The organism is Streptomyces sp. NPDC050549 (assembly GCF_040655035.1).
Lineage (GTDB): Bacteria > Actinomycetota > Actinomycetes > Streptomycetales > Streptomycetaceae > Streptomyces.
In genome coordinates, this window is the sequence record NZ_JBFAJD010000006.1 from 132,314 (window position 1) to 153,319 (window position 21,006).

10 protein-coding genes are annotated in these 21,006 nt (G+C 71.8%); 9 read left to right on the forward strand and 1 reads right to left on the reverse strand.

The window, feature by feature from the left end; translation table 11 throughout:
- The first annotated feature begins 456 nt into the window (after positions 1-456).
- The 9 genes from AB0I51_RS11940 (at position 457) to AB0I51_RS11980 (ending at position 19,658) form a co-directional block, all read left to right on the forward strand.
- Positions 457-4,476, forward strand: coding sequence for an amino acid adenylation domain-containing protein (locus AB0I51_RS11940; protein WP_362973920.1), 4,020 nt, complete (start codon positions 457-459; stop codon positions 4,474-4,476).
- Positions 4,476-13,604, forward strand: a complete 9,129-nt coding sequence (locus AB0I51_RS11945; protein ID WP_362973922.1) for an amino acid adenylation domain-containing protein — start codon at positions 4,476-4,478, stop codon at positions 13,602-13,604. The genes AB0I51_RS11940 and AB0I51_RS11945 overlap by 1 nt, the downstream gene beginning before the upstream one ends.
- A 10-nt stretch (positions 13,605-13,614) precedes the next feature.
- On the forward strand, positions 13,615-14,700 hold the full coding sequence (locus AB0I51_RS11950; protein ID WP_362973924.1) for a GSCFA domain-containing protein: 1,086 nt from the start codon (positions 13,615-13,617) through the stop codon (positions 14,698-14,700).
- Positions 14,645-15,340: a hypothetical protein gene (locus tag AB0I51_RS11955; RefSeq protein ID WP_362973926.1), complete on the forward strand. Its 696-nt coding sequence runs from the start codon at positions 14,645-14,647 to the stop codon at positions 15,338-15,340. Before AB0I51_RS11950 ends, AB0I51_RS11955 begins: the two co-directional genes overlap by 56 nt.
- 59 nt (positions 15,341-15,399) lie before the next feature.
- The gene (locus tag AB0I51_RS11960; RefSeq protein ID WP_362973928.1) at positions 15,400-16,278 is read left to right on the forward strand and encodes a TauD/TfdA family dioxygenase; all 879 of its coding nucleotides are present in this window, start codon (positions 15,400-15,402) and stop codon (positions 16,276-16,278) included.
- A 3-nt stretch (positions 16,279-16,281) separates the two neighbouring features.
- Positions 16,282-16,950: a hypothetical protein gene (locus tag AB0I51_RS11965; RefSeq protein WP_362973930.1), complete on the forward strand. Its 669-nt coding sequence runs from the start codon at positions 16,282-16,284 to the stop codon at positions 16,948-16,950.
- A gap of 81 nt (positions 16,951-17,031) precedes the next feature.
- Positions 17,032-17,904 carry an LLM class flavin-dependent oxidoreductase gene (locus AB0I51_RS11970; RefSeq protein WP_362973932.1) on the forward strand — a complete coding sequence of 291 codons (873 nt, stop codon included), beginning with the start codon at positions 17,032-17,034 and terminating at the stop codon, positions 17,902-17,904.
- 526 nt (positions 17,905-18,430) lie between these two features.
- On the forward strand, positions 18,431-18,736 hold the full coding sequence (locus AB0I51_RS11975) for a hypothetical protein (RefSeq protein ID WP_362973934.1): 306 nt from the start codon (positions 18,431-18,433) through the stop codon (positions 18,734-18,736).
- 148 nt (positions 18,737-18,884) lie between these two features.
- Positions 18,885-19,658, forward strand: a complete 774-nt coding sequence (locus AB0I51_RS11980; protein WP_362973936.1) for a maleylpyruvate isomerase family mycothiol-dependent enzyme — start codon at positions 18,885-18,887, stop codon at positions 19,656-19,658.
- 18 nt (positions 19,659-19,676) lie between these two features.
- Here the strand turns inward: AB0I51_RS11980 and dacB are convergent, their stop codons facing one another.
- Complete coding sequence (gene dacB, locus AB0I51_RS11985; protein WP_362973938.1) at positions 19,677-20,996, reverse strand: D-alanyl-D-alanine carboxypeptidase/D-alanyl-D-alanine-endopeptidase; 1,320 nt, start codon at positions 20,994-20,996, stop codon at positions 19,677-19,679.
- Positions 20,997-21,006: the final 10 nt, after the last annotated feature.

A 21,006-nucleotide genomic window follows, 5' to 3' on the forward strand; every position in this document is an offset into this window, starting at 1 on the left:
GTCGGAGTGTGGCGCCGGGAAATATCAAGTGTTGACATGCCCGGATCCTGTGATTGATGATTACGACCACGTCACGGAGTTCCGAAAGGGAATCCGAGAGAGTAGGAAAATGATGTGACGAGGTAATTGGCCAGCGATTTCGGGTATCGAATTGTCGAATCTCCGGGCCGCTTTCGACCGCCTCGCCCATGGACCGCCCCCCTTCGTCGACGACCTGATGTGTGCCTCGTCCGCCGGTGAGCGTTCAGCGGTGACGGCACCCCGCGCGACCCGGCCGCAGGCCCCGCGCCCGCCACTCCCCCTCACGGCACCCGCTCGACGGCGAGCGCGGCCTCCCCGCGCTGTCCGCCCGATGGTGAACGCGCCCTTTCCGGACCGTCGACAGCCCGGTGATCCCGGTCTGTCGCGCCCCGATGTCACCCAGCCCCACACCGATGGGAAGGCCAGGTACCGCCGGTGCACCACACGCCCCACCCTGTCCCCGCTGTCCGCGCGTCCACCGAAACACCCCCGCACGGCCCGGAAGGGACGCGCGTCCGGCCCGCCTCGTTCGCCCAGCAGCGGCTGTGGTTCCTGTCCCAACTGCCGGGCGCGAACGCCGCGTACAACGAGACGATCGCCTTCACCCTGACCGGCCCGCTCGACACCGACCTGCTGTCCCGCGCCCTCGACTCGCTGACGGACCGTCATGAGACCTTGCGGACACGGCTGGTGGCCACGGAAGGGGACGTGCACCAGCACATCGACCCACCGGGTACCGGATTCACCCTGACCCGCGAAGATCTCACCGCCGTCGAGGACGCGGACGCACGGGTGGCCCTCTGCCAACTCGACGAGGCGAAACGGCCGTTCGACCTCGAAGCGGGCCCGCTCGGCCGAGGCCGCCTGCTCGCCACGGGACCCGAACGCCAGATACTGCTCCTGACGTTCCATCACAGCATCTACGACGGCGTCTCGATGAACGTCATGATGGACGAACTCGGGCAGCTCTACGAGGCGTTCGGCGAGGGCGCCCCGAACCCCCTGCCGCCCCTCGCGGTGCAGTTCGCGGACCATGCGCGCGCCCAGCGCGAAGCCGACCTCGGCACTCAGGAGGACTACTGGCGGCGCGCGCTGCGCGACGCCCCGCCCGTCCTGGAACTGCCCACCGACCGTGCACGGCCGCCGGAACAGCAATACGCGGGCGGCCGGGCCGAGTTCACCCTCGACGCCGAGGTCGCCGCCGGACTCCGCGGCCTGGCGAGACGGCACGGCGCCACCCCCTACGTGGCACTGCTGACCGGCTGGGCGATTCTGCTCTCGCGGCTTTCCGGGCAGGAGGACATCGTTGTCGGCAGCCCGTTCGCGGGCCGGCGCGGCCCGGGAGCGGCCGGCCTCATCGGCTTCCTCGTCAACTCCCTCCCGCTGCGCATCGATCTCTCCGGATCCCCCACCGCCGCCGAGGCCCTGACCCGCACCCGCGCCGTCGTACGCGAGGCCCTCGCCCACCAGGACCTGCCCTTCGAGCGCATCGTGGAACTCGTCAACCCGCCCCGCAGCGCCTCCCGCACACCCCTGTTCCAGACCATGCTGGCCTGGCAGCCCGACCGGCGGGGTCTGCTGCACCTGCCCGGAGTCGAGGCCGAGCCGTTGCCGATCGCCCACGCCCCGGCCAAGTTCGACCTCGCCCTGTCGGCGACCGAGTCCGACGGCCGCATCACCGGACACCTGGACTACGCGACCGCGCTCATCGACCCCGACACCGCCGGACGTTGGACCGGCCATCTCCGCCGGCTGCTCACCGACATGGTCCGCCACCCCGAACGGGACATCAGGGCGCTGGAGTTGATGAACCCGCAGGAACGCCGACGGGTGCTCCTGGACGGCGACGGGAACCTCGACGGCGACGGCCACGGGGACCTCGACGGCGACGGCACGCGGTCCGCCGCCGCCCGCCCCGACCCGGCGGAGACCGCCGTGCGTTCGGCGTCCGGACTCGTCGAACTCTTCGAGACACAGGTCCGCGAACGCCCCGCACAGACCGCGGTCGTCGACCGGGACGGCTCGCTGGACTACGCGGCACTCGGCCGCCGCGCCGACCACCTCGCGCACGCCCTGGTCGCCCGGTCAGTCCGCCCCGGCGACGTGGTGGGCCTGCACGCGAAACGTTCCCGCGATCTGGCCGTCGGCATCCTCGGCATCCTCAAGGCGGGCGCCGCCTACCTCCCGCTCGACCCGGGCCAGCCGGCCGAACGCCTCGCCCGCATGATCGAGGACGCCGCCTGCCCCCTCGTGCTGAGCGACCACGACAGATCCGAACGCGCCCCGGAATGGCTCGACTTGGAAGCGATGGAGGCCGAAGGAGCGGCCCGGCAGGGACCACTGCCCGACATCGCCCACACGCCCGACCAGCTGGCCTACGTGATCTTCACCTCCGGTTCCACGGGACGGCCCAAGGGCGTCGCGGTCGAACACCGCAGTGTCCTCAACCTGTTCGCGACCTGGCACGCCCGCATGGGCACCGCCCCCGGCGAGACCGGCTCCGCCTGGTCCGGCATCGGCTTCGACGCCTCGATCCACGAACTGCTGCTGCCCCTGACCACCGGCGGTGAACTGCACGTCGTCCCCGAGGAGTTGCGCGGCGACCCCGAGGCGCTGTTGGCGTGGATGCGCGAACACGAGGTCACCCAGGCGTTCCTGCCGCCCGCCTACGTCAAGTGGATCGACGAGGACCCCACCGTACGACTGCGCGGCCTGCCCCTGCGCAAGCTGCTCACCGGTGTCGAGTCGCTCACCGAAGCCGCACTCCACCGCATGACACAGCACCTTCCGGGCCTGCGGATCTGCTTCGGCTACGGCCCCACCGAAGCGACGCTGTACAGCACCGCCTACTACGACCCCCGCCCGCTGGAACGGCCGTGCCCGATCGGCCGCCCGCTGCCCCACACCCGGATGTACCTGCTCGACGCCCGCCTGGAACCCGTCCCGCCCGGGGTGGTGGGCGAGGTCTACCTCGGCGGAGCGTCGCTGGCCCGCGGCTATCTGGGCCGTCCCGACCTCACCAAGGAACGCTTCCTGCCCGACCCGTTCGTGCCCGGCGAGCGGATCTACCGCACCGGGGACCTCGCCCGCCGACTGCCGGACGGCCAGGCCCACTTCATGGGACGCGCCGACGACCAGATCAAACTGCGCGGCTTCCGGATCGAGCCCGCCGAGGTCGAGGCGGCGCTCATGGCCCTGCCCGGCGTACGGGAAGCAGCCGTCCTCGTCGACCACGACGCGACGGGCCAGCCCCGCCTCATCGCCGGAACAGGCCGGGGCACGGCACCCGCCCGCACCGCCCACGACTGGCGCACCGCCCTTGCCCGCCGGCTGCCCGACTACATGATCCCCGCCGTCTTCCTCGACCTCGAAGCCCTGCCGCTCAACCGCAGCGGCAAACTCGACCGGCCCCAACTCCTGCGCCAGGCCCAGGAGTCGACCTCCGACCAGGTCAACACGGCCAGCCCGCGCGACCACGTCGAACACGGCCTGTACCGGATCTGGCAACGGGTCCTGCTCCACCCCGACATCGGCGTCAGCGACAACTTCTTCGAGATCGGCGGCACTTCACTGTCCGCCATCAAGATGGCCCACGCCGTCACCGAGACCTTCGGCCGCCGACTCCCCGTCGGCGAGGTGATGACACGCCCCACCATCGAGGCCCTGGCCGCGCTGCTCCGCGAGGACGGCACCGCCCGCGCCCCCGGCAGCCTCATCGAGTTCCGCTCCGGCACCGGCCCGCGTGTGGTCTGCGTCCACCCCGCAGGCGGCACCGCCTTCTGCTACCTGCCCCTGGCCACCCTCCTGCCCGAAAGCGTCGGGCTCTACGGCATCCAGTCCCCGGGAGTCAATCCCGACGAGGCGCTCCTGCCCAGCGTGGAAGCCATGGCCGAGGCATACCTGCGCCTGCTGGAGCCGCTCGGAGACCATCCCCTCGTCCTGACCGGCCTGTCCTACGGCGGCCTCGTCGCCCACGAGATGGGACGCCTGCTGGCGGCCGCCGGACACCGTGCGGTCAGTGTCGTCCTCCTCGACACCCAGGCCACCGACGACGCGACCGCCCGTGCGGAGATCGGCGCCGTCGACGCGACCGAGTTCCGCGACAAACTCGTGAGGTTCAACGGGATGTACCCCGGCATCGACGACGCCCAGATCGACCGCTACTTCCACCTCTACAACCACAACCGGCTCACCGCCCGCGAGCACCTTCCGGCGGCCTCTCCGGCGCGTCTGGTCCTCGCCCAGGCCGTGCCGGACGGCACCGACACCCCGTTCCACGCCGAGGTCCGTGCCTTCTGGCGGCGCCGCGCCGAGGGCGCGTTCCGGGTGGAGACGCTGGAGTGCGACCACTGGGAGATCCTGGAGGGCGTCGGAGCGGCCCGGGTCGGCACCCTGCTCGGTGCCGAACTGGCTCACCACACCGCCCAGTCGGCCCTGCCGACACGGGAGGCGTGATGGACCTCCGCCCCGCCCGCACCATCTCCCCGGCACCACTCGACGCGGCCCCCGCACGGTCCGCCTCCCTCGCCGAGACCGTCCTCGCCCAGGCCCGCCGCACCCCCTCAGCCCCCGCCGTCGAGGACGGCGGCCGGGTCCTCGACTACACGGAACTCGTGCGGGCCAGTGGCCTGGTGGCGGCGCGACTGCGCGCGGCCGGAGTACGCCCCGGACACGCGGTCGCCGTACACCTGCCGCGCTCCTGGCAGTTGGTGTGCGTCATGCTAGGCATCCGCCGCGCCGGAGCCACCGTCGTCCCCCTCGACCGCCTCAGCCCGCCCGGCCGGCAGCGCCACATCCTCGACGACTCGGGCGCCGTCGCCGTGGTTCATGGGGGCGGTCCCCAACTGCCCGCGCACCTCACGGTGTTGGACGTCGACCTGCTCCTGGGCGGTGACGGCACAGGCCTGCCCGCAGTGTCCGAGGAACACCCCGGAGACGCCGCCACAGGCTTCGTCTTCTACACCTCCGGCAGCACAGGGCACCCCAAGGGCGTGGAGGTCACCGACGAGGGAGTGCTGCGACTCGCCCGGGACGGCTATCTCGACCTGCGGCCCGGCACCCGCTTCGCCTGCCTGGCCAACCCCGCCTTCGACGCGCTCAGTTTCGAGGTGTGGGTCCCGCTGCTGACCGGCGGCGTCTGCGTCGTACTCGACGACAGCCAGGTGCACAGCGCGCCCGGACTCGCGGGGGCGCTCGTCGAACGCCGCGTCGACACGCTGTTCATCACGACGGCACTCTTCAACGCGGTGGTCGAGCAGGTCCCCGACTGCTTCGCCACCCTCGGACAGGTCCTCGTCGGCGGCGAACAGCTCAACACCCGTATCGTCCGCCGCTGGTACGAGACCAACCCATCGGCCCGCACCGTCCTGCACAACGTGTACGGGCCGACCGAGGCGACGACCTTCGCCCTGTGCCACCCCATCCCACGCTGCTTCGCCGGCGACACGATCCCCATCGGCACCCCGCTCCCCGGCACCGGCTTACTCCTGCGCACCGAGGACGACCGCACCGCCGAACCGGGCGAGGTGGCCGAACTCTGGCTGTCCGGCCCCGCGTTGGCGCGCGGCTACCGCAACCTCCCGGAGCGGACCGCCCACAGCTTCGTACGGCTACCGAACGAGCGGGCGGCGCAAGGGCGTTGGTATCGCACCGGCGACCTCGTACGCCAGGACAGCGAGGGCCGCATCACCTACGTCGGCCGGGCCGACCGCCAGGTCAAGGTGCGCGGCTTCCGCATCGAACCGGGCGAGGTCGAACGGCAGATCCTGGCCCAGCCCACCGTCCGCCAGGCCTATGTGTGCACCCGCCGCGACGCCGAGGACCGCAACGAACTGCTCGCCTTCCTCGTCCTGGGCGACGAACTCTCCTACGACACCTACGACCGCCACCTCGCCGCGACCCTGCCCTCGTACATGCGCCCCCACCACACCCATCTCGTCGCCGAACTGCCGCGCAACGCCAACGGGAAGGTCGACCGGGAGGCCCTGCTGCGCGATGCCCGTACCCCGTGGCGCGGCACGCCCGAAGGCGACACCCCACCCGTCAGCGCCGGACAGCGGCGGGTGCTGGAGGTCGCGGAGGACATCCTCTCCGTCAACGGGCTGCGCCCCGGGGACCGTTGGGCGGCCAGCGGCGGCGACTCGCTGAAGGCGCTGCGCTTCCGCTTCGAGATCCTCGAACGCTACGCGGTCGACCTCCCGCACGACCTGGTCCTGCGCGCCGACTTCGCCGCCCTCGCGGACGCCGTCGACGCCGCCGACACGGCCGTGGGAGAACACCCACCCGTACCGGACCCCGCCGGCGAGACGACCGCGCCGGCCACCAGTGAGCAGGAGAGGCTGTGGCTCCTGCACCGGCGGGCGCCCGAAGACCGGTCCTACGACGTGCCGTTGGCCTTCCGGGTCCGGGGCCGCGTCGACACGGCGGTCCTGCACCGAGCGGTGCGTGCTCTGGTGGAACGTCATGTCGCCCTGCGCACCCGGCTGGTCCCCACTCCGGACGGGCTGCTCCAGCGGACCGGTGATCCCTACGACCCGTGGCAACGCCTCGAAGCCCACCCCGGAGAGGAGTGGCAGGACACCGCCGACCGGTTCTTCGAGCGCCGCTTCGACCTCACCGAGGGCCGGATGCTGCGGGCGGCCTGGGTGCCGGAGACCGACGGCGGAGTGCTCCTGCTGCATCTGCACCACGTCGCCGTGGACGGCTGGTCGCTGAACCTCCTCTTCCGTGACCTCGCCGGCGCCGGCATCGCCGACGGCTCGTCCCACACGCCCCTGGACTTCGCCCACTGGCAGCGCGGCTGGCACACGAGCACTGCCTATCAGGACCGTCGCGCGCGGCTGCGCTCCCACTACGGGTGCGACGGCGAACCGTCACCCGCACTGCCGGTTCCCGACGCGCCGCGGGCCCGCCTGCTGCGTACCACGCTCGATGTCGTCCGCCGCGGTGCGCTGGACCGGCGCGCCGCACAACTCGGTCTGACCCGCTTCCAGTTGCTGGTGTCCGCGTTCGCCACGAGTGTCTACGGCGTCACCGCGCAGGGCCGCCCGCTGATCGCCACGCCGGTGGCGAACCGCCCCCGGCCCGAATTCGCCGACACGGTCGGCATGTTCGCCAACACCGTGCTCCTCGACCTGCCGTTGGACCCGCACCGCTCCCTGGACTCTCAACTCTCGGCCCACGCCGACGCGGTGAGCGCCGTTCTGCGCGACCAGGAGGTCGCCCTCGCCGACGTCCTCGCGGACCGCGCCTTCGGCGAGCGGACCCCCTTGTTCGACTACCTGTTCGTGCTGGAGAACACCGACTTCTCCGCGCTGCGGCTGGCCGGCTGCGACGTACGGCCGCTGTGGCCCGAGCCGCTCGGCGCGAAATGCGCCCTCACCCTGTCGGTGGTGGAGCACGAGAGCGGCTTCGACTGTCTGTGGGAGTACCGCGACGACCTCGGCGCCGAACGCGCCCGGGCTGCCGCCCGACTCTTCCGCCAGACCCTCGACCACCTGACCGGCGACACCGACACCACCCTGCGCGAACTGGTCGCCACCTGTCGCCGCACCCTGCCCGACCACGGCAAAGGCCCGACGCGGGCAGCGGACTTCGCCACCGTCGCCGAGGGCTTCACCCGGCAAGTGGCCCGCACACCGCACGAACCGGCCGTCACCACGGGCGAGTTGTGCCTCACATACGCCGAACTCGATGCGCGGGCAGCCGGGTTGGCGACCGTGCTGGCCGCCCGTCTCCCGGCCGATCCCGCCGCCCCGGCAGCCGTTGCCCTCCATCTGCGGCCCTCCGCCGAACACATCGTGGCCCTCCTGGCGGCGGCCCGGCTCAACCTCACCGTCGTACCGCTCGACCCCGCCTATCCACCGCCCCTGCTGCGCCATGTGCTCGACCGGGCCGACCCGTTGTGCGTCCTCGTGGCGCCGGAGGACGAGGACGCCGTCGCCGCGCTCGCGCCGACGAGCCTGCCGCGTCACGTCCTGACCCTGGCCGACGTCGCCACCGCCGCCGGGCCCGGGACTCCCGCGCACCGGGGAGCGCGTCCGCTCTACACCCTGTTCACGTCCGGCTCCACCGGCGAGCCCAAAGGCGTCCAGGTCTTCGACCGGACCCTGTGCAACCTGCTGACCTGGCAGCGCACCGACGGCGGCCTGCGCGGACCCGCCGTCACCCAGCAGTTCTCCATGCTGTCCTTCGACGTCTCCTTCCAGGAGATCTTCACCACCCTGTGCTCCGGGGGGCTGCTGCGCCTGGTCGAACCCGCCTGGCGGCACGACGTCCCGGCCCTGTTGCGGGAGTTGGAGACCGGGGGAGCGGAGCGGATCTTCCTGCCGTACGTCGCCCTGCAACTGCTCGCCGAACACGGCGTGCGCACCGGGCAGTTTCCGTCCCGGCTGCGTGAAGTCGTCACCGCCGGGGAGCAGTTGGTGTGCACGGACGCGATTCGCCGCTGGTTCGCCGGGCTGCCGGACGCCCGCCTGTCCAACCACTACGGCCCCACCGAGACCCATGTCGTCAGCGGCCTCCGCCTCGACGGGGATCCGGCTGCCTGGCCGTTGCGGCCCGCGATCGGACATCCGGTCGCGAACGCCGTCCTGCGGGTCGTCGACGGGGACGGCCACCCCGTCCCGCCGGGCGTCACCGGCGAGTTGCTGATCGGCGGCCTGATGGCCCACCGCTGCTACCTCGGCGACGACACAACGCATCACGACCGCTTCACAGACGACCCCGACCTCGGCACCTTCTATCGCACCGGAGACCTCGCGCGCTTCGACACGGACGGCCTGCTGCACTACGCGGGCCGCGACGACAGCCAGGTCAAACTCGGCGGACACCGGCTGGAGTTGGGCCAGGTGGAGGCCGCGCTGCTGCAGTACCCCGGCATCACCAACGCCGCCGCGGCAGTGGCGGACGGCCTGCTGGTGGCCTGTCTGCAATGCCGGGGCGGGGACCCCGACCCGAAGGACCTCGCCGACCATCTGTCGGGGCTGCTGCCCGCCTATGTGCGCGTCAGCCGGTTCCGCCGTCTGACGGAACTGCCGCGCACCCCGAGCGGCAAACTGGACCGCCGGGCGGCGCTCACCGTCCAGGGCCGCGAGCTGCGCCCGGCCGGCGCGGTCGCCCGGGCCACCCTGTCACCTCTCGAAGCACGTCTGGCCGATCTCTTCCAGACGGTGACGGGCAGGGCGATCGGTGTCGAGCAGCGGTTCTTCGACGCCGGCGCCACCAGCCTGGACCTGATGCGCTTCCAGCTCCGCTGCGCGGGCGAGGATCAACTCGTCTTCGGTGTACCGGAGTTGTTCGAACACGTCAGCCTCCGCGCACTCGCCCGCTTCATCGAGGGACGCGCGTCGGAGACCACGGATTCGATGGTCCTTGACGCGCCGCGACCCGTGGGCGAACCCATCGCCGTGATCGGGATGGCCGTACGACTGCCGGGCGCCCCCGACCTGGCCGCCTTCTGGGACCTGGTCGTCTCCGGCCGCCGGGGCATCGAGCACTTCCCGACGACCGACGGCCGCGTCGGCGCCCGCAGTCAGCTCGCCGACCCGCTCGCCTTCGACCCGAACCGCTTCACCATCAGCCCGCACGAGGCCCGGCTGATGGACCCGCAGCAGCGACAGCTCCTGATGAACTGCGTCGAGGCACTCGCCCACGCGGGCATCGCGGACCCGGCGGCCCACCGGGTGGGACTCCTGGCAGCCTGCGGAGAGAACACCTACTTCCAGCGCATACTGCGCGAGGCCGAACCGGCCGAACTGCCCGACTCCTTCCGGCTCGCGCTGCATCACGAGAAGGACTTCCTGGCCACCAAGGCCGCCTACCACCTCGGACTGACCGGGCCCGCCTTCACCGTGCAGTCCGCGTGCTCCAGCTCCCTCGTCGGCGTACACGTGGCCGCCGGGATGCTCCGGCAGGGCGACGCGGACGTGATGCTCGTCGGCGGAGTCCTCGTCGACACCGACCTGAGCGACGGCTACACCTACCGGCCGCAGCACATCTTCTCGCCGGACGGCCACTGCCGGCCCTTCAGCGCGGACGCCGCCGGCACCGTCGGCGGCAGCGGCACCGCCGTCGTCGTCCTCAAACCGCTCGCCGCCGCCCGCCGGGACGGCGACACCGTGTACGCCGTCGTCACCGGCTCCGGCATCAACAACGACGGTTCGGACAAGCTCAGTTACAGTGCCCCCGCCCTGGCCGGACAACGCGCCGCGATCCGCACCGCCCTGCACCGCAGCGGCCGTAGCGGCACCGAACTCGGCTACGTGGAGGCGCACGGGACCGGTACCCGGCTGGGGGACCCGGTGGAGACGGCCGCGCTGCGGCAGGCGTACGGGCTCGCCGACGACGCACGCGTGGCACTGTCCTCCGTGAAGAGCCAGATCGGGCACCTGGGCGCCGCCGCGGGCGTTGTCGGCCTGGTGCGGGCCGTGCTCGCCGTGCACCATGGGATCGTTCCGCCGACGGTGGAGTTCGACCGCCTCAACCCCGGGATCGAGGACGGGCCGTTCCGCATACCGGTCACCGCCGAACCCTGGCCGTCCGACACTCCGAGAGTGGCCGCCGTCAGCAGCTTCGGCATCGGCGGGACCAACGCCCATCTGCTGCTGGAACAAAGGGAGTCGACGAATCCCGGTGCTGGCCCTGGTCCGTCCGAGCCGGTGCCGTGTCTGGTGCTGTCCGGCGGCTCGGCGTCCGCCGTACGCGCGGACGGGCGCCGTATCGCCGCCTATCTGAGGGCGCACCCCGACACCTACCCGCAGGTACTGCGCCACCTCCAGGCCGGACGGGCCGCCCTCGGCCACCGGGCGGCGGCCGTCTGCCCTGATGTCGCCTCCGCCGTCACGTGGCTCGACCTGCTCGGTGCGCACGGGGAGATCACTGAGCCGCTCGTGCAGACGGGGGTTGCGGCACCGGACCGGGATCCCCACGTCCTCGCCGAGGAATGGACGGCCGGACACACCCTCGTATGGCCCGAGGGACCCGCACCCGCGCCCTGGGACTTCCCGCCGCCCGCCTTCGACACGGCGGAGTACGACTTCCGGTGCTCGCCCGGAACCGACGAGGCCGAGCCCGACTCCGCGCGGTCGGCCACCCTCCGGCGACTGCCCGAAAGCGAGTGGCTGCACCAGCCGCTGTGGACACGTCTGCGGCGCGCCCGCACCGGCGCCCACCAGCCACGGCGGACCGCCGTAGTGGTCACCGCGCCGGACGCGGACGGCACAGCGTGGCGGTTCCTGGAACGGCACTACGCCCGGGTGGTGACCGTGCGCGCCGGGCAGGGATTCACCCGGCTCGACGAGGACCGCTACGAGGCCGATCCCGCCGATACCGATCAACTCGCCCTCGTGCTGGCGGAGATCACCCGGCGCACCGGCCCCGACGTCGACTGGTTGCACACCCTTCCCCTGACCCTCGACGGCAGCCTCGACGACCACGCACTGGAGACGGCCCGGTGGGCCTGCCTCGACACCGTCGCGGCACTCGCCCGGGCCCTCGCCCAGGTCTCCGAGGCCGAACGGCCCCGCGCCTGGCTGCTGTCCCAGGGGGCGCAGCCGGTCACGGGCCCCGTCCGCATCCCCGAGGCGGGCCTGCTCGCCGCCGCCCTCGAAGTGCCCCGGCAGGAACTGGGCGTGACCCTGCGCTGGACCGACCTGCCCGGACCGCGCCCGGCCGACTGGGCGGCCCAGCTGCCGGACCTGCTCCTGGACGACACGATCACCGACCCGTCGACAGGCCTGCGCGACGGCTTCTGGTGGCGGCGCACCCTCCAGCCGGTCCACGCCCCCGAACCCCCAACCGCCGCCGTCCGTACGGCCGTTCCCGGAACCCACCTGGTGCTCGGCGGCACCGGCGGCATCGGCACCACCCTGGCCGCCCGCCTCCTGGAACACCCCGGCAACCGCGTGGTCCTCGTCGCCCGGGGGACCGCGACACCGCCCGCGCTGCGCGCACACCGGGACCGCGTCACGCTGGTACCGGCCGACCTCGCCACCGACGACCTGGACACGGTCGTAGACAGGCTGGCCCCGCACCTCGACGGTCTCGCCGGGATCGTCCACGCCGCGGGCACCGCCGCCGGCGGGCTTCTCGTCCGCCGCGACCCCGCCACCGCCCGCCGTGCCACGGCAGCCAAACTGCGCGGCGCCCTGCTCGTCGAGCGGATCATCGCCGAGTACGACCCCGACTACGCGGCGTACTGTTCGTCAATGGCCGCCCGGTTCGGGGGAGTCGGGCAGTTCGACTATGCGGCGGCCAATGCCTGCCTGGACGCCTGTGCCCACCACACGCCCCCCGGCGCCGACGACGCCACCGTCCGCATGAGCATCGGCTGGGACGCCTGGCGGGAGGTGGGCATGGCACAGCACGCCCTGACCGCCGACGCCCGCCACCAGGAGCACCTGAGGGCGGCACTCGCCCCCGAGGAGGGCGCGGCGGTCTTCGACCGGGCCCTGCACCTGCAGCTGCCGCACCTGCTGGTCAACACCACGCCCCTGGCAGAGGCTCACTACTTCTACGAGCACGAGCACGAATCCGTCACCGACTCCAGGCCGGTGCTCGCCACGCACCCCACCCCCGCCGACCCCGCCGCCGACCTCACCGAGATCCTGCGCGACCTCCTCGGCGTGGACACCGTCGACCCCCAAGCGGCGCTGTACGACCTCGGCGCAGACTCGCTCACCCTGCTGGAACTCATCGACGAGGTGAAACGCCGACACGGCACCGACATCGACCTCGCCCGGCTCAGCCACCGGGTGAGCCTCGCCGAGATCCTCGGTCACCTCGACACCGGCACGCGCCGCGCGTCCGCCTCGGTGGCCGTTGAAGTGTGGCAACGAGGGCCCGGCCCGGACGTGTTGTGCCTGGTGCATCCGGTCGGCGGCGACATCCAGGCCTACCGCCCGCTGGTGGCCGCCCTCCCCGCCGAGTCGACCGTCTGTCTGATCGCCGACCCGAAACTGCGAGACCCGGGACTGCCCGCCCGGTCGATCGCCGACCGTGCCGCGCATTACCTGGAGGCCGTCCGGGCGGCCTTCCCGGAATCCAACTACCGCCTAAGCCTGGCGGGTTGGTCGTTCGGCGCCTGGACCGCCCTGTCCATGGCCGCACTTGCCGAGGCCGAGGGCGGACCCGTCGAAGCCGTCCACCTCCTCGACCCACCGCCACCCGGCGCCGGCCAACGCCTCGCCGCCTACGACGAACAGCAGATGGACGCCGTGTTCGCCCGCGAGCTCAGCGGCAACGGCGGCGGACCGCTCTCGGAGTCCGGCCGCGCCTACGCCGAACGCCTCGCACACTGCTGCCGCACCAACCTCGCGGCCATGGCCGCACACCGGCTGCCACGACTGCACCGGACGCCCACCGAGGTATGGCTCGCCCAACGCCCGGTGGAGGAAGCGCTGGTGACCCCGGAACCGACCGGGCCCGGCGCATGGGACGCCCATCTGCCCAGCCCCTACCGCCTCCACCACCTCGACGCCACCCACTACGAACTCGTGGCGGAACCCCACGTACAGGCGATCGCCGCCGCACTCGCGGCAGCCCCCTCCGAGGGCGCGCTGCCCCACCCCGCCGGACGATCCTGAGGAGGCCACCGTGCAGCACCCCTACACCCGGCTCCCCGAGCGGTCCTTCTGGCGCACCGCGGTCGCCGAACCCGACCCGCTCGACATCACCGACCTGTGGACGCCGAAGTTCACCATCGGCCAGGACGACCCCGTCGTCACCGCCGGGTCCTGTTTCGCCGCCCACATCGGACGGGCCCTCCTGGAGGAGGGCATGCACTGGTACGACGCCGAACCGCCGCCGCCGGGTCTCACCCGCGCGGAGCGATCGGCGCGCGGCTACCGCCGCTTCTCCTTCCGGACCGGCAACATCCACACCGCCGCCGCACTGCGCCAGTGGATCGCCTGGGCGCTCGACGAGGAGAAACCGCCGGAGGAGGTCTGGGCGGAGGACGGCGCCTTCCACGACCCGTACCGGCCCGCCGTCGAACCGGACGGCTTCGCCTCGCCGAGCGACCTGCTGAGCTCCCGCGACACCACCCTCACCGCCGTCCGTACCGCTCTCACCAAGGCCGACTTCCTCGTCTTCACCCTCGGTCTGACCGAGGCCTGGCACGACACCCGTACCGGCACGGTGCTGCCGATGTGCCCCGGAACCGTACGCGGCACCTTCGACCCCGTCCGGCACGTCCTGCGCAACCACACGGTGGCCCAGGTGCATGCCGACCTGACGTCCGTGCTTGCCCTCGCCCGCAGTGTCAACTCCCGGCTGCGCATGGTCCTCACCGTCTCCCCGGTCCCCCTGACGGCCACCGCCACAGGCCGCCACGCCCTCGTCGCCACCACCCACTCCAAGTCCGTCCTGCGCGCGGCGGCCGGCCAACTCGCCGACGAGAGCGCCGACGTCGACTACTTCCCGTCGTACGAGATCGTCACCGGATACCCCTTCCGGGCGGCCTTCTACGAACCCAACCTCCGCACGGTCAGTCCCGACGGGGTGGCCTTCGTGATGAGGCACTTCTTCGAGGCCGTGCAGGGCCGGACCGACACGGCCGTCGCCCGCACCACCCCTACCACCCCTACCACCCCCGACACCGTCGACGGCGGAGAGGACAACAGGTGTGACGACGCAGTGCTCGACTACTACAACCCCCGCCCGCTTCCTTCTGCTCGGTGACTCCCACGCCGGTTGCGTCGGCCGCGCCGCCCAGGCGGCCGGTCTGCCCTTCGCCGGCGGTCCGGTCGGCTCCGGGCGCGACTTCCTGGGTCCCTTCTTCGACGCCGACACCACCGACCTCACCTTCCGGCATGCCGAGACGCAGCGGCTGTACCGCGAGTTCCTCGACGCCCTCGACGTGCCCGCGCTCGCCGGACTACAAGTGCCGCTGGTGTGCACCTTCGGGCTGAGCGCCCACACCGTCGCCACCCGGCAGAACTGGGACCTCTACCGCGACCGGCAAGGCACCGTCCCGGTCCCCTTCCTCCGCAGCGGCCTCTTCGCCGACCTGATCCGCGCGACCGCCCGGGGCGCGCTCGCCTTCTACGACCTCGCCGCCGCCCTGGGACTGCGCGTGCTGGCGCCCCTGCCGCCCCAGCGGGTGCCCGGCATGTCCGACCCGGACGTCTTCCTCGCCGCGCAGGACGTCCTCGTAGACGAACTCATCGCGAGGGGCGCCGAGTTGGTCGACCTGCGGACCCGTGTCACCGACGGGACCGGCCTGCAGCGTTCCGCCTTCTGCCAGCCGGACGACACCATCCACGGCAACCTCGCCTTCGGCCGCCTCGTCGTCTCCGAACTCCTCGACCGAGGCCTGTGAGCATCCCCTTTCCGTCCCCCGTCCCGCACCCCCCCCCACCGACACCAAGGAGGTCCCCCATGGAGGACTACGCGCTCAAGGCCGTCGAACGGCTCACCACCCGTCCCGCCGAGCCCTACGACACCCTGTCCGTCACCCCGATCACCCCGCTGCTGGGCGCGGAGGTCACCGGCCTCGACCTGTCCCAGGAGCTGACACCCCGGCAGGAGAAGGAACTCAAGCACGCGTTCCAGGCCCACCACGTGCTGGTCTTCCGCGACCAGGACATCACCCCCGAGGAACACAAGCGGTTCGCGGGCGTCTTCGGCGAACTGCACCCCGTCGCCCTCGCACCCGAGGGATCCGATCCGTACATCCTGGATATCAAGGCGACCAAGGAGTCCCGGGCCGTGGCCGGCAACGGCTGGCACGCCGACGGCACCGCCGACCCCGAACCCTCCCTCGGCTCGCTGCTCTACATCACGACCGTCCCCGAGGGCGGCAGCGGCGGCGACACCGTCTTCGCCAACATGCACCTCGCCTACGACCTGCTCTCACCCGCGATGCGCGGCTTCCTCGACGGCCTCACCGCTCTCCACGACGGAGCCCTCCCCTGGACCGCCGCGGGACAGACCCCGCCGCCGGAGTACGACGTACCGCGCACCGAACAGCCGGTCGTCGTCCGCCACCCGGAGACCGGCCGCAAGCTGCTCTTCGTCAACGGCCCCTACACCTCCCACATCACCCAGCTGTCCCGCGCCGAGAGCGACGCCCTCCTCGACCTGCTGTACGCGCACATAGCCCGCACTCCGCTGCTGCACTGCCGGGTCCGCTGGCAGGAGCGCACCCTCGTCCTCTGGGACAACCGCAGCGTCCAGCACCACGCCGTCTGGGACTACTTCCCGCACACCCGGGAGGGCCGCCGCGTGGCCGTCAACGGCAGTTCCCTGCGGGCCTGAGCGATGCCCACGACCGATATCGCTCCGGCCTGGCTGCGGCACGTCGCCACGGAACTCCAGTCGCAGCTGCCGACGGACATCCACGACGACTGGGCGGCCCGTCTGCACGGCCTTCTCGACGAAGTGCCGGACGCGGTGAGCCTGTTCGCCGTCCATGTCTGGCAGGCCGAGACGGTCCTGCCGCTCCTCGCGGAGGCGGCGCAGGAGGGGGAGGCCGCCGTGTTCGCGGCTCCAAGAGACCTGCACCGTGCGGCGGCGCGCGGCAGAACGCCGGACCAGGACACCTGGCGAACAGCGCTCACCCCCATGCTCCTGCACCTCTACGACGCGGCCTACGACCGGGCCGGCGCGTACACCGAGGCCCACACGGGCGCCCGCGACTACGCGCTGGCCAACGGCTTCTCCGCGACCGAGGCGGACGGCTACGGCCACGAGTACGCGCAGTTGAGCAGCGACGCGAACGCGCGGGCCTGCGCCGAGGCCCACGCGTTGGCACTCGGTCCCGCACTGGCACGGGCGTACGCGAGCGACGGGTGCGAGGCGTACGCCGGGACGTTTCCCGCCGCCCAACTCCGGGCCGTCGTACGGGCCACTACGGAGCGGGGCGAGGCCGCCCCCACCACACTCCTGGCCGAGGGGCTCATCTCGGCGCTGGCGACATCGAGGCCGTAGACACCCAGGCCGGCGATCGCGGAAAGTGTTGATGCGCATGCAAGATCGGCGGCGCGCCACGATGGGAAGAGGCCGTACCTCATGACACAGCTTCGGATCGGTGTGATGTACAACCGCGACTGGGCTCCGGAGGAGTTGCCCGGATTCGCGCGGCAGGTCGAGGCCCTGGGCGTGGACGATCTCTGGGTGGTCGAGGATCTGGGGTGGAACGCGGGGATATCGGCTGCGTCCATCGCGCTCGGAGCGACACGACGGCTGCGGGTGGGCATCGGGATCATGCCGGCCCCGTTGCGCAGTCCGGCACTGCTGGCGATGGAGGTGGCCACGGTGGCGCGGGTGTTCCCCGGCCGGCTTGTCGCCGGGACAGGGCACGGGGTGGCCGAGTGGATGGCCGACGTCGACGCGGTCGCGCGGTCACCGCTCGCCCTGCTGGAGGAGACGATCCGCTCCGTGCGCGCCCTGCTCCGAGGGGAGCGCGTCGTCATGGAAGGGCAGGAAGTGCGGCTGGCCGGCGTCCAGTTGGTCCATCCGCCGACGGAGCCGCCGCCAGTGGTCGCTGGTGTGGTGCGTCCCCGCTCGCTGGAGCTGTCCGGGCGGGTCGCGGACGGGACGGTGATCGCCGAGGGGCACGGGCCGTCCGATGTGAAGAGCGCTCGGGCGTCGGTCGAAAAGGGCGGTGCCTCCGCGGACCACACCATGACGGTGTTCGCCTTCTGCTGCGTGGGCGACAGCGCCGAACAGGTGGAGCAGGAGCTGCGGCCTCATGCCGAGGGCCACGGCGCCTGGCTCGGCCGGCCGGCGGAGCAGGTGTACACCGTCTCCGGTACGGCGGAGCAGGCCGCCGGACGGGTCCGCGAACTGGAAGCGGCGGGAGCGGACACGGTGGTGCTGCGAATGATCGGCCCTGAGCCCGTGGAACGACTGGGGGACGTGCTGAAAGCCCTCGGCCGCTGACTCCGGTGGCAGGGGGGCGAGATCGCTGTTCCACCCCGGACAGCACACGCGATGCCCGGAAGCCACAGCTTTCGACGAGCGTCGAATTGGTTGAGACGACCATGCCTTCTCACGAACGATGTCCGGGAGAGCGGATCGAATTCCTGCTGCGGGACAGCACGGGGGCAGCGGTCTTATGGCAATGCGTAACGGAGCGAGACGCGGTCTGACCACCGTCCTCGCGATGGGTCTCTTCATGCTCGCGTCGGCGACCGGAGCGGCCGTCGGCGCGAGCGGACCCGCCCGGACACCTACGTGTCCACGACGGGCGGCACACAGGTGTCCGTGAACAAGATCCTCTCTGCCCCGGCAACACCATGCGCGCGGCGTCGTGAATTTCCTGGACGACGACGGCATCTCGAAATGGCACGACGCGGGTGCTTTCTCGCAGGATCCGGGCGCTCCCCGGTACGGGGTCCACTGGACAGAGAACTGCTGACAGATCCCGGCCGACCGGAAATCCCTCCTCGTGAAAGGAAGATCCATCATGAAGACTCGGGCACGCATCGCGGCAACCCTGTGCGCCGTCGCCTCCGTGGCTGCGATCGGGTTGGCGACCCCGGCTGCCGCTCAGTCGGACCAGGCCAACATCACGTGCACGACCTCGCGTACCTCTGACGGCAAGTACGTGGGGGTCAGCTGTAGCAGCGGCCGCTACTACGTCGTCGGCACGGCGTGCAACGAGGGCGGCTGCACCACGATCGGCGGAAACATCGTCAACGCGCCCAACACCTCATGGGCCTATGCGGGCAGCGGCTACTTCGGCGGCGATATCAAGGCCGTCTTCGTCTGAGTGCCACCCTGCTCGAATCGTGAAATCGGCGCCCCCCTATTTTTCTTGAAGGGGGGGCGTCTTCGCGGCGCCTTCTTGACGAGCCGTCTCCAGGACGGTCCCGGTCCGGCACTGGACACCGCGGCCGGGTCCCTACACGATCCCGTGCATGACAGTCGAAGGAGCCATCACCGCCACCGCCGACCGGATCGCCGCGCTGCTCCCGGCGGGGACCGACCCGCGGACGCCGCTGCCGGGTGCCGAGTGGACGGTGGGGGAGGCGGCCGCGCATCTCGCGCTGGCGGGGAAGCTGATGCGGGACATCGGGGCGGGCAAGGTTCGGCCTTACGGCGACGGGACGCCCGGTGGGCTCGCGGCGGCCAACAGCGCGTCCCTGGCCGCCTTTCCGGAGCGGGATCCGGTGGTCCTCGGCACGGTGATAGCGGACCAGGCCCGGGCCTTCGTCAGGGACACCGCCGGTCGCTCTCCGCAGGAACAGGTGCTGACGCCGATGGGACCGATGGATCTGGCCACCCTGGGCTCGTACCTGCTCACGCATCTGCTCGGGCACGGCTACGACATCGCGGTCGCGCTGCGTCGGCCGCACATGGTGAGCCGGGACGTGGTCCCGTTCACGCTGCCCTTCCTGCGGCTGGCCATGCCGCGCGTGGTGAGCGCCGCCGCGGCAGGTCACCACGCGTGCTACGTGGTACGGACCGGCCGCGACCGCTTCGCCGTCAGCTTCGCCGAAGGCGTCCCCACGGTCAGCGACGAGCCGCCCCGGCGCCCCGACTGCACGATCACCATCGACCCCGTCGCCTTCCTCCTCCTCGCCCTCGGCCGCTGGAGCGCCCCCGCCACCATGGCCCGCGCCAAGGTGATCGTCTGGGGCCGCAGACCGTGGCTCGGTCCGCGCTTTCCGGGGCTCTTCACGGCGCCGTAGCCGACGGCCCGGACTTCCTTACGCCCAGCAGCCGTTGACGGTGGCGGCGAGGCCGTCGAGGGCGTCCTTCGTGGCGGCGGGGTCGGCGGTGGAGTTGTTCTCGATGAAGGAGAAGATCTTCCAGGACCCGTCCGCCGCCTTCGTCAGTCCACTCAGCGCGATCGCGCCGGTGAGCGTGCCCGTCTTGGCCATCACCTTGCCGACGGCGCACTGGGAGTCGGCGGTGTCGAACCGGCCCCACTCGGGCCCCAGCGTCGAACCCGCCTCGCCTGCGACGGGCAGTCCGTCGATGATGTACTTGAGGGTCGGGGCGTTGGCCGGGTCGTCGGCCAGGTCGAGGATGTCGGCGATGGTCTGGGCCGGAATGCGGTTGGAGCGGGACAGCCCGCTGCCGTCGTGGATCTCGAAGTTGGCCAGCGAGATGCCGTACTGCGTGAGGATCCGGCGGACGACCGCCGTACCGTCCTCGAAGGTGGCCGGGCGGCCGGAGGCGAGCGCCGTCATCCGGAGCAGGGTCTCGGCGATATCGTTGTCGCTCACCTTGAGCATGTGCTCCACGATGGTGGACAGCGCCGCGGACTGGTGCTCCGCCACGGGGACGGCTCCGGTGCCCGCGACGCCGTGCGCGACACTGCCGGTGATCGTGACACCCTGCGCGGCGAGGAGCTTCGCGAAGGTCTGTCCGGCGTCCAGGGACGTGTCCGTGACGTGGTGGCCGTCGACCACCAACGCCCGTACGGGAGCGATGGAGTCGGGGTAGTAGCCGTCGTTCCAGCCGATGGCGAGGGAGGGCGAGGGGAAGAGGCTGTCGTCGACCTGGACCTTCACCGAGGTGAGGCCCGCGTTGTTCAGGCCCGCGACGACGGTCGTGACCATCGCGCCGAGGTCGGCGGAGGTCAGGGTGCGGTCCCCGCCACCGACCAGGGTGAGGGTGCCGGCGTCGTAGACGACCTTCGTGGTGAAGCGGTGATCGGGACCGAGGACCGTGAGCGCGGCGGTCGAAGTGGCCAGCTTGGTGTTGGACGCCGGCATCAGCGCGGTGGTCGCGTCATGGCCCCACACGACGTTGTCGGACTGCGCGTCGATGACCACACCGCTGAGTGTCGTGCCCAGCCGGGTGTCCTGGATACGGGTGTCGAGGTTGGTTGCGATCTGCTGCTCGGCGGGGTCCAGCGTGGCGGCGGTCTGCCCGGCGGCGAACGCGGACGTGCCGAACAGGATCGTCCCGGCGACGGGGGCGGTCACCGCGATGACGGCGGCCCGGCGGAACATCGGACTGACCGTTCTGCTCTTGCGGTGGCGTCCGCTCGCGTGGTCGATGGCGGGGGAGTTGGGCATGGCGGCCTCG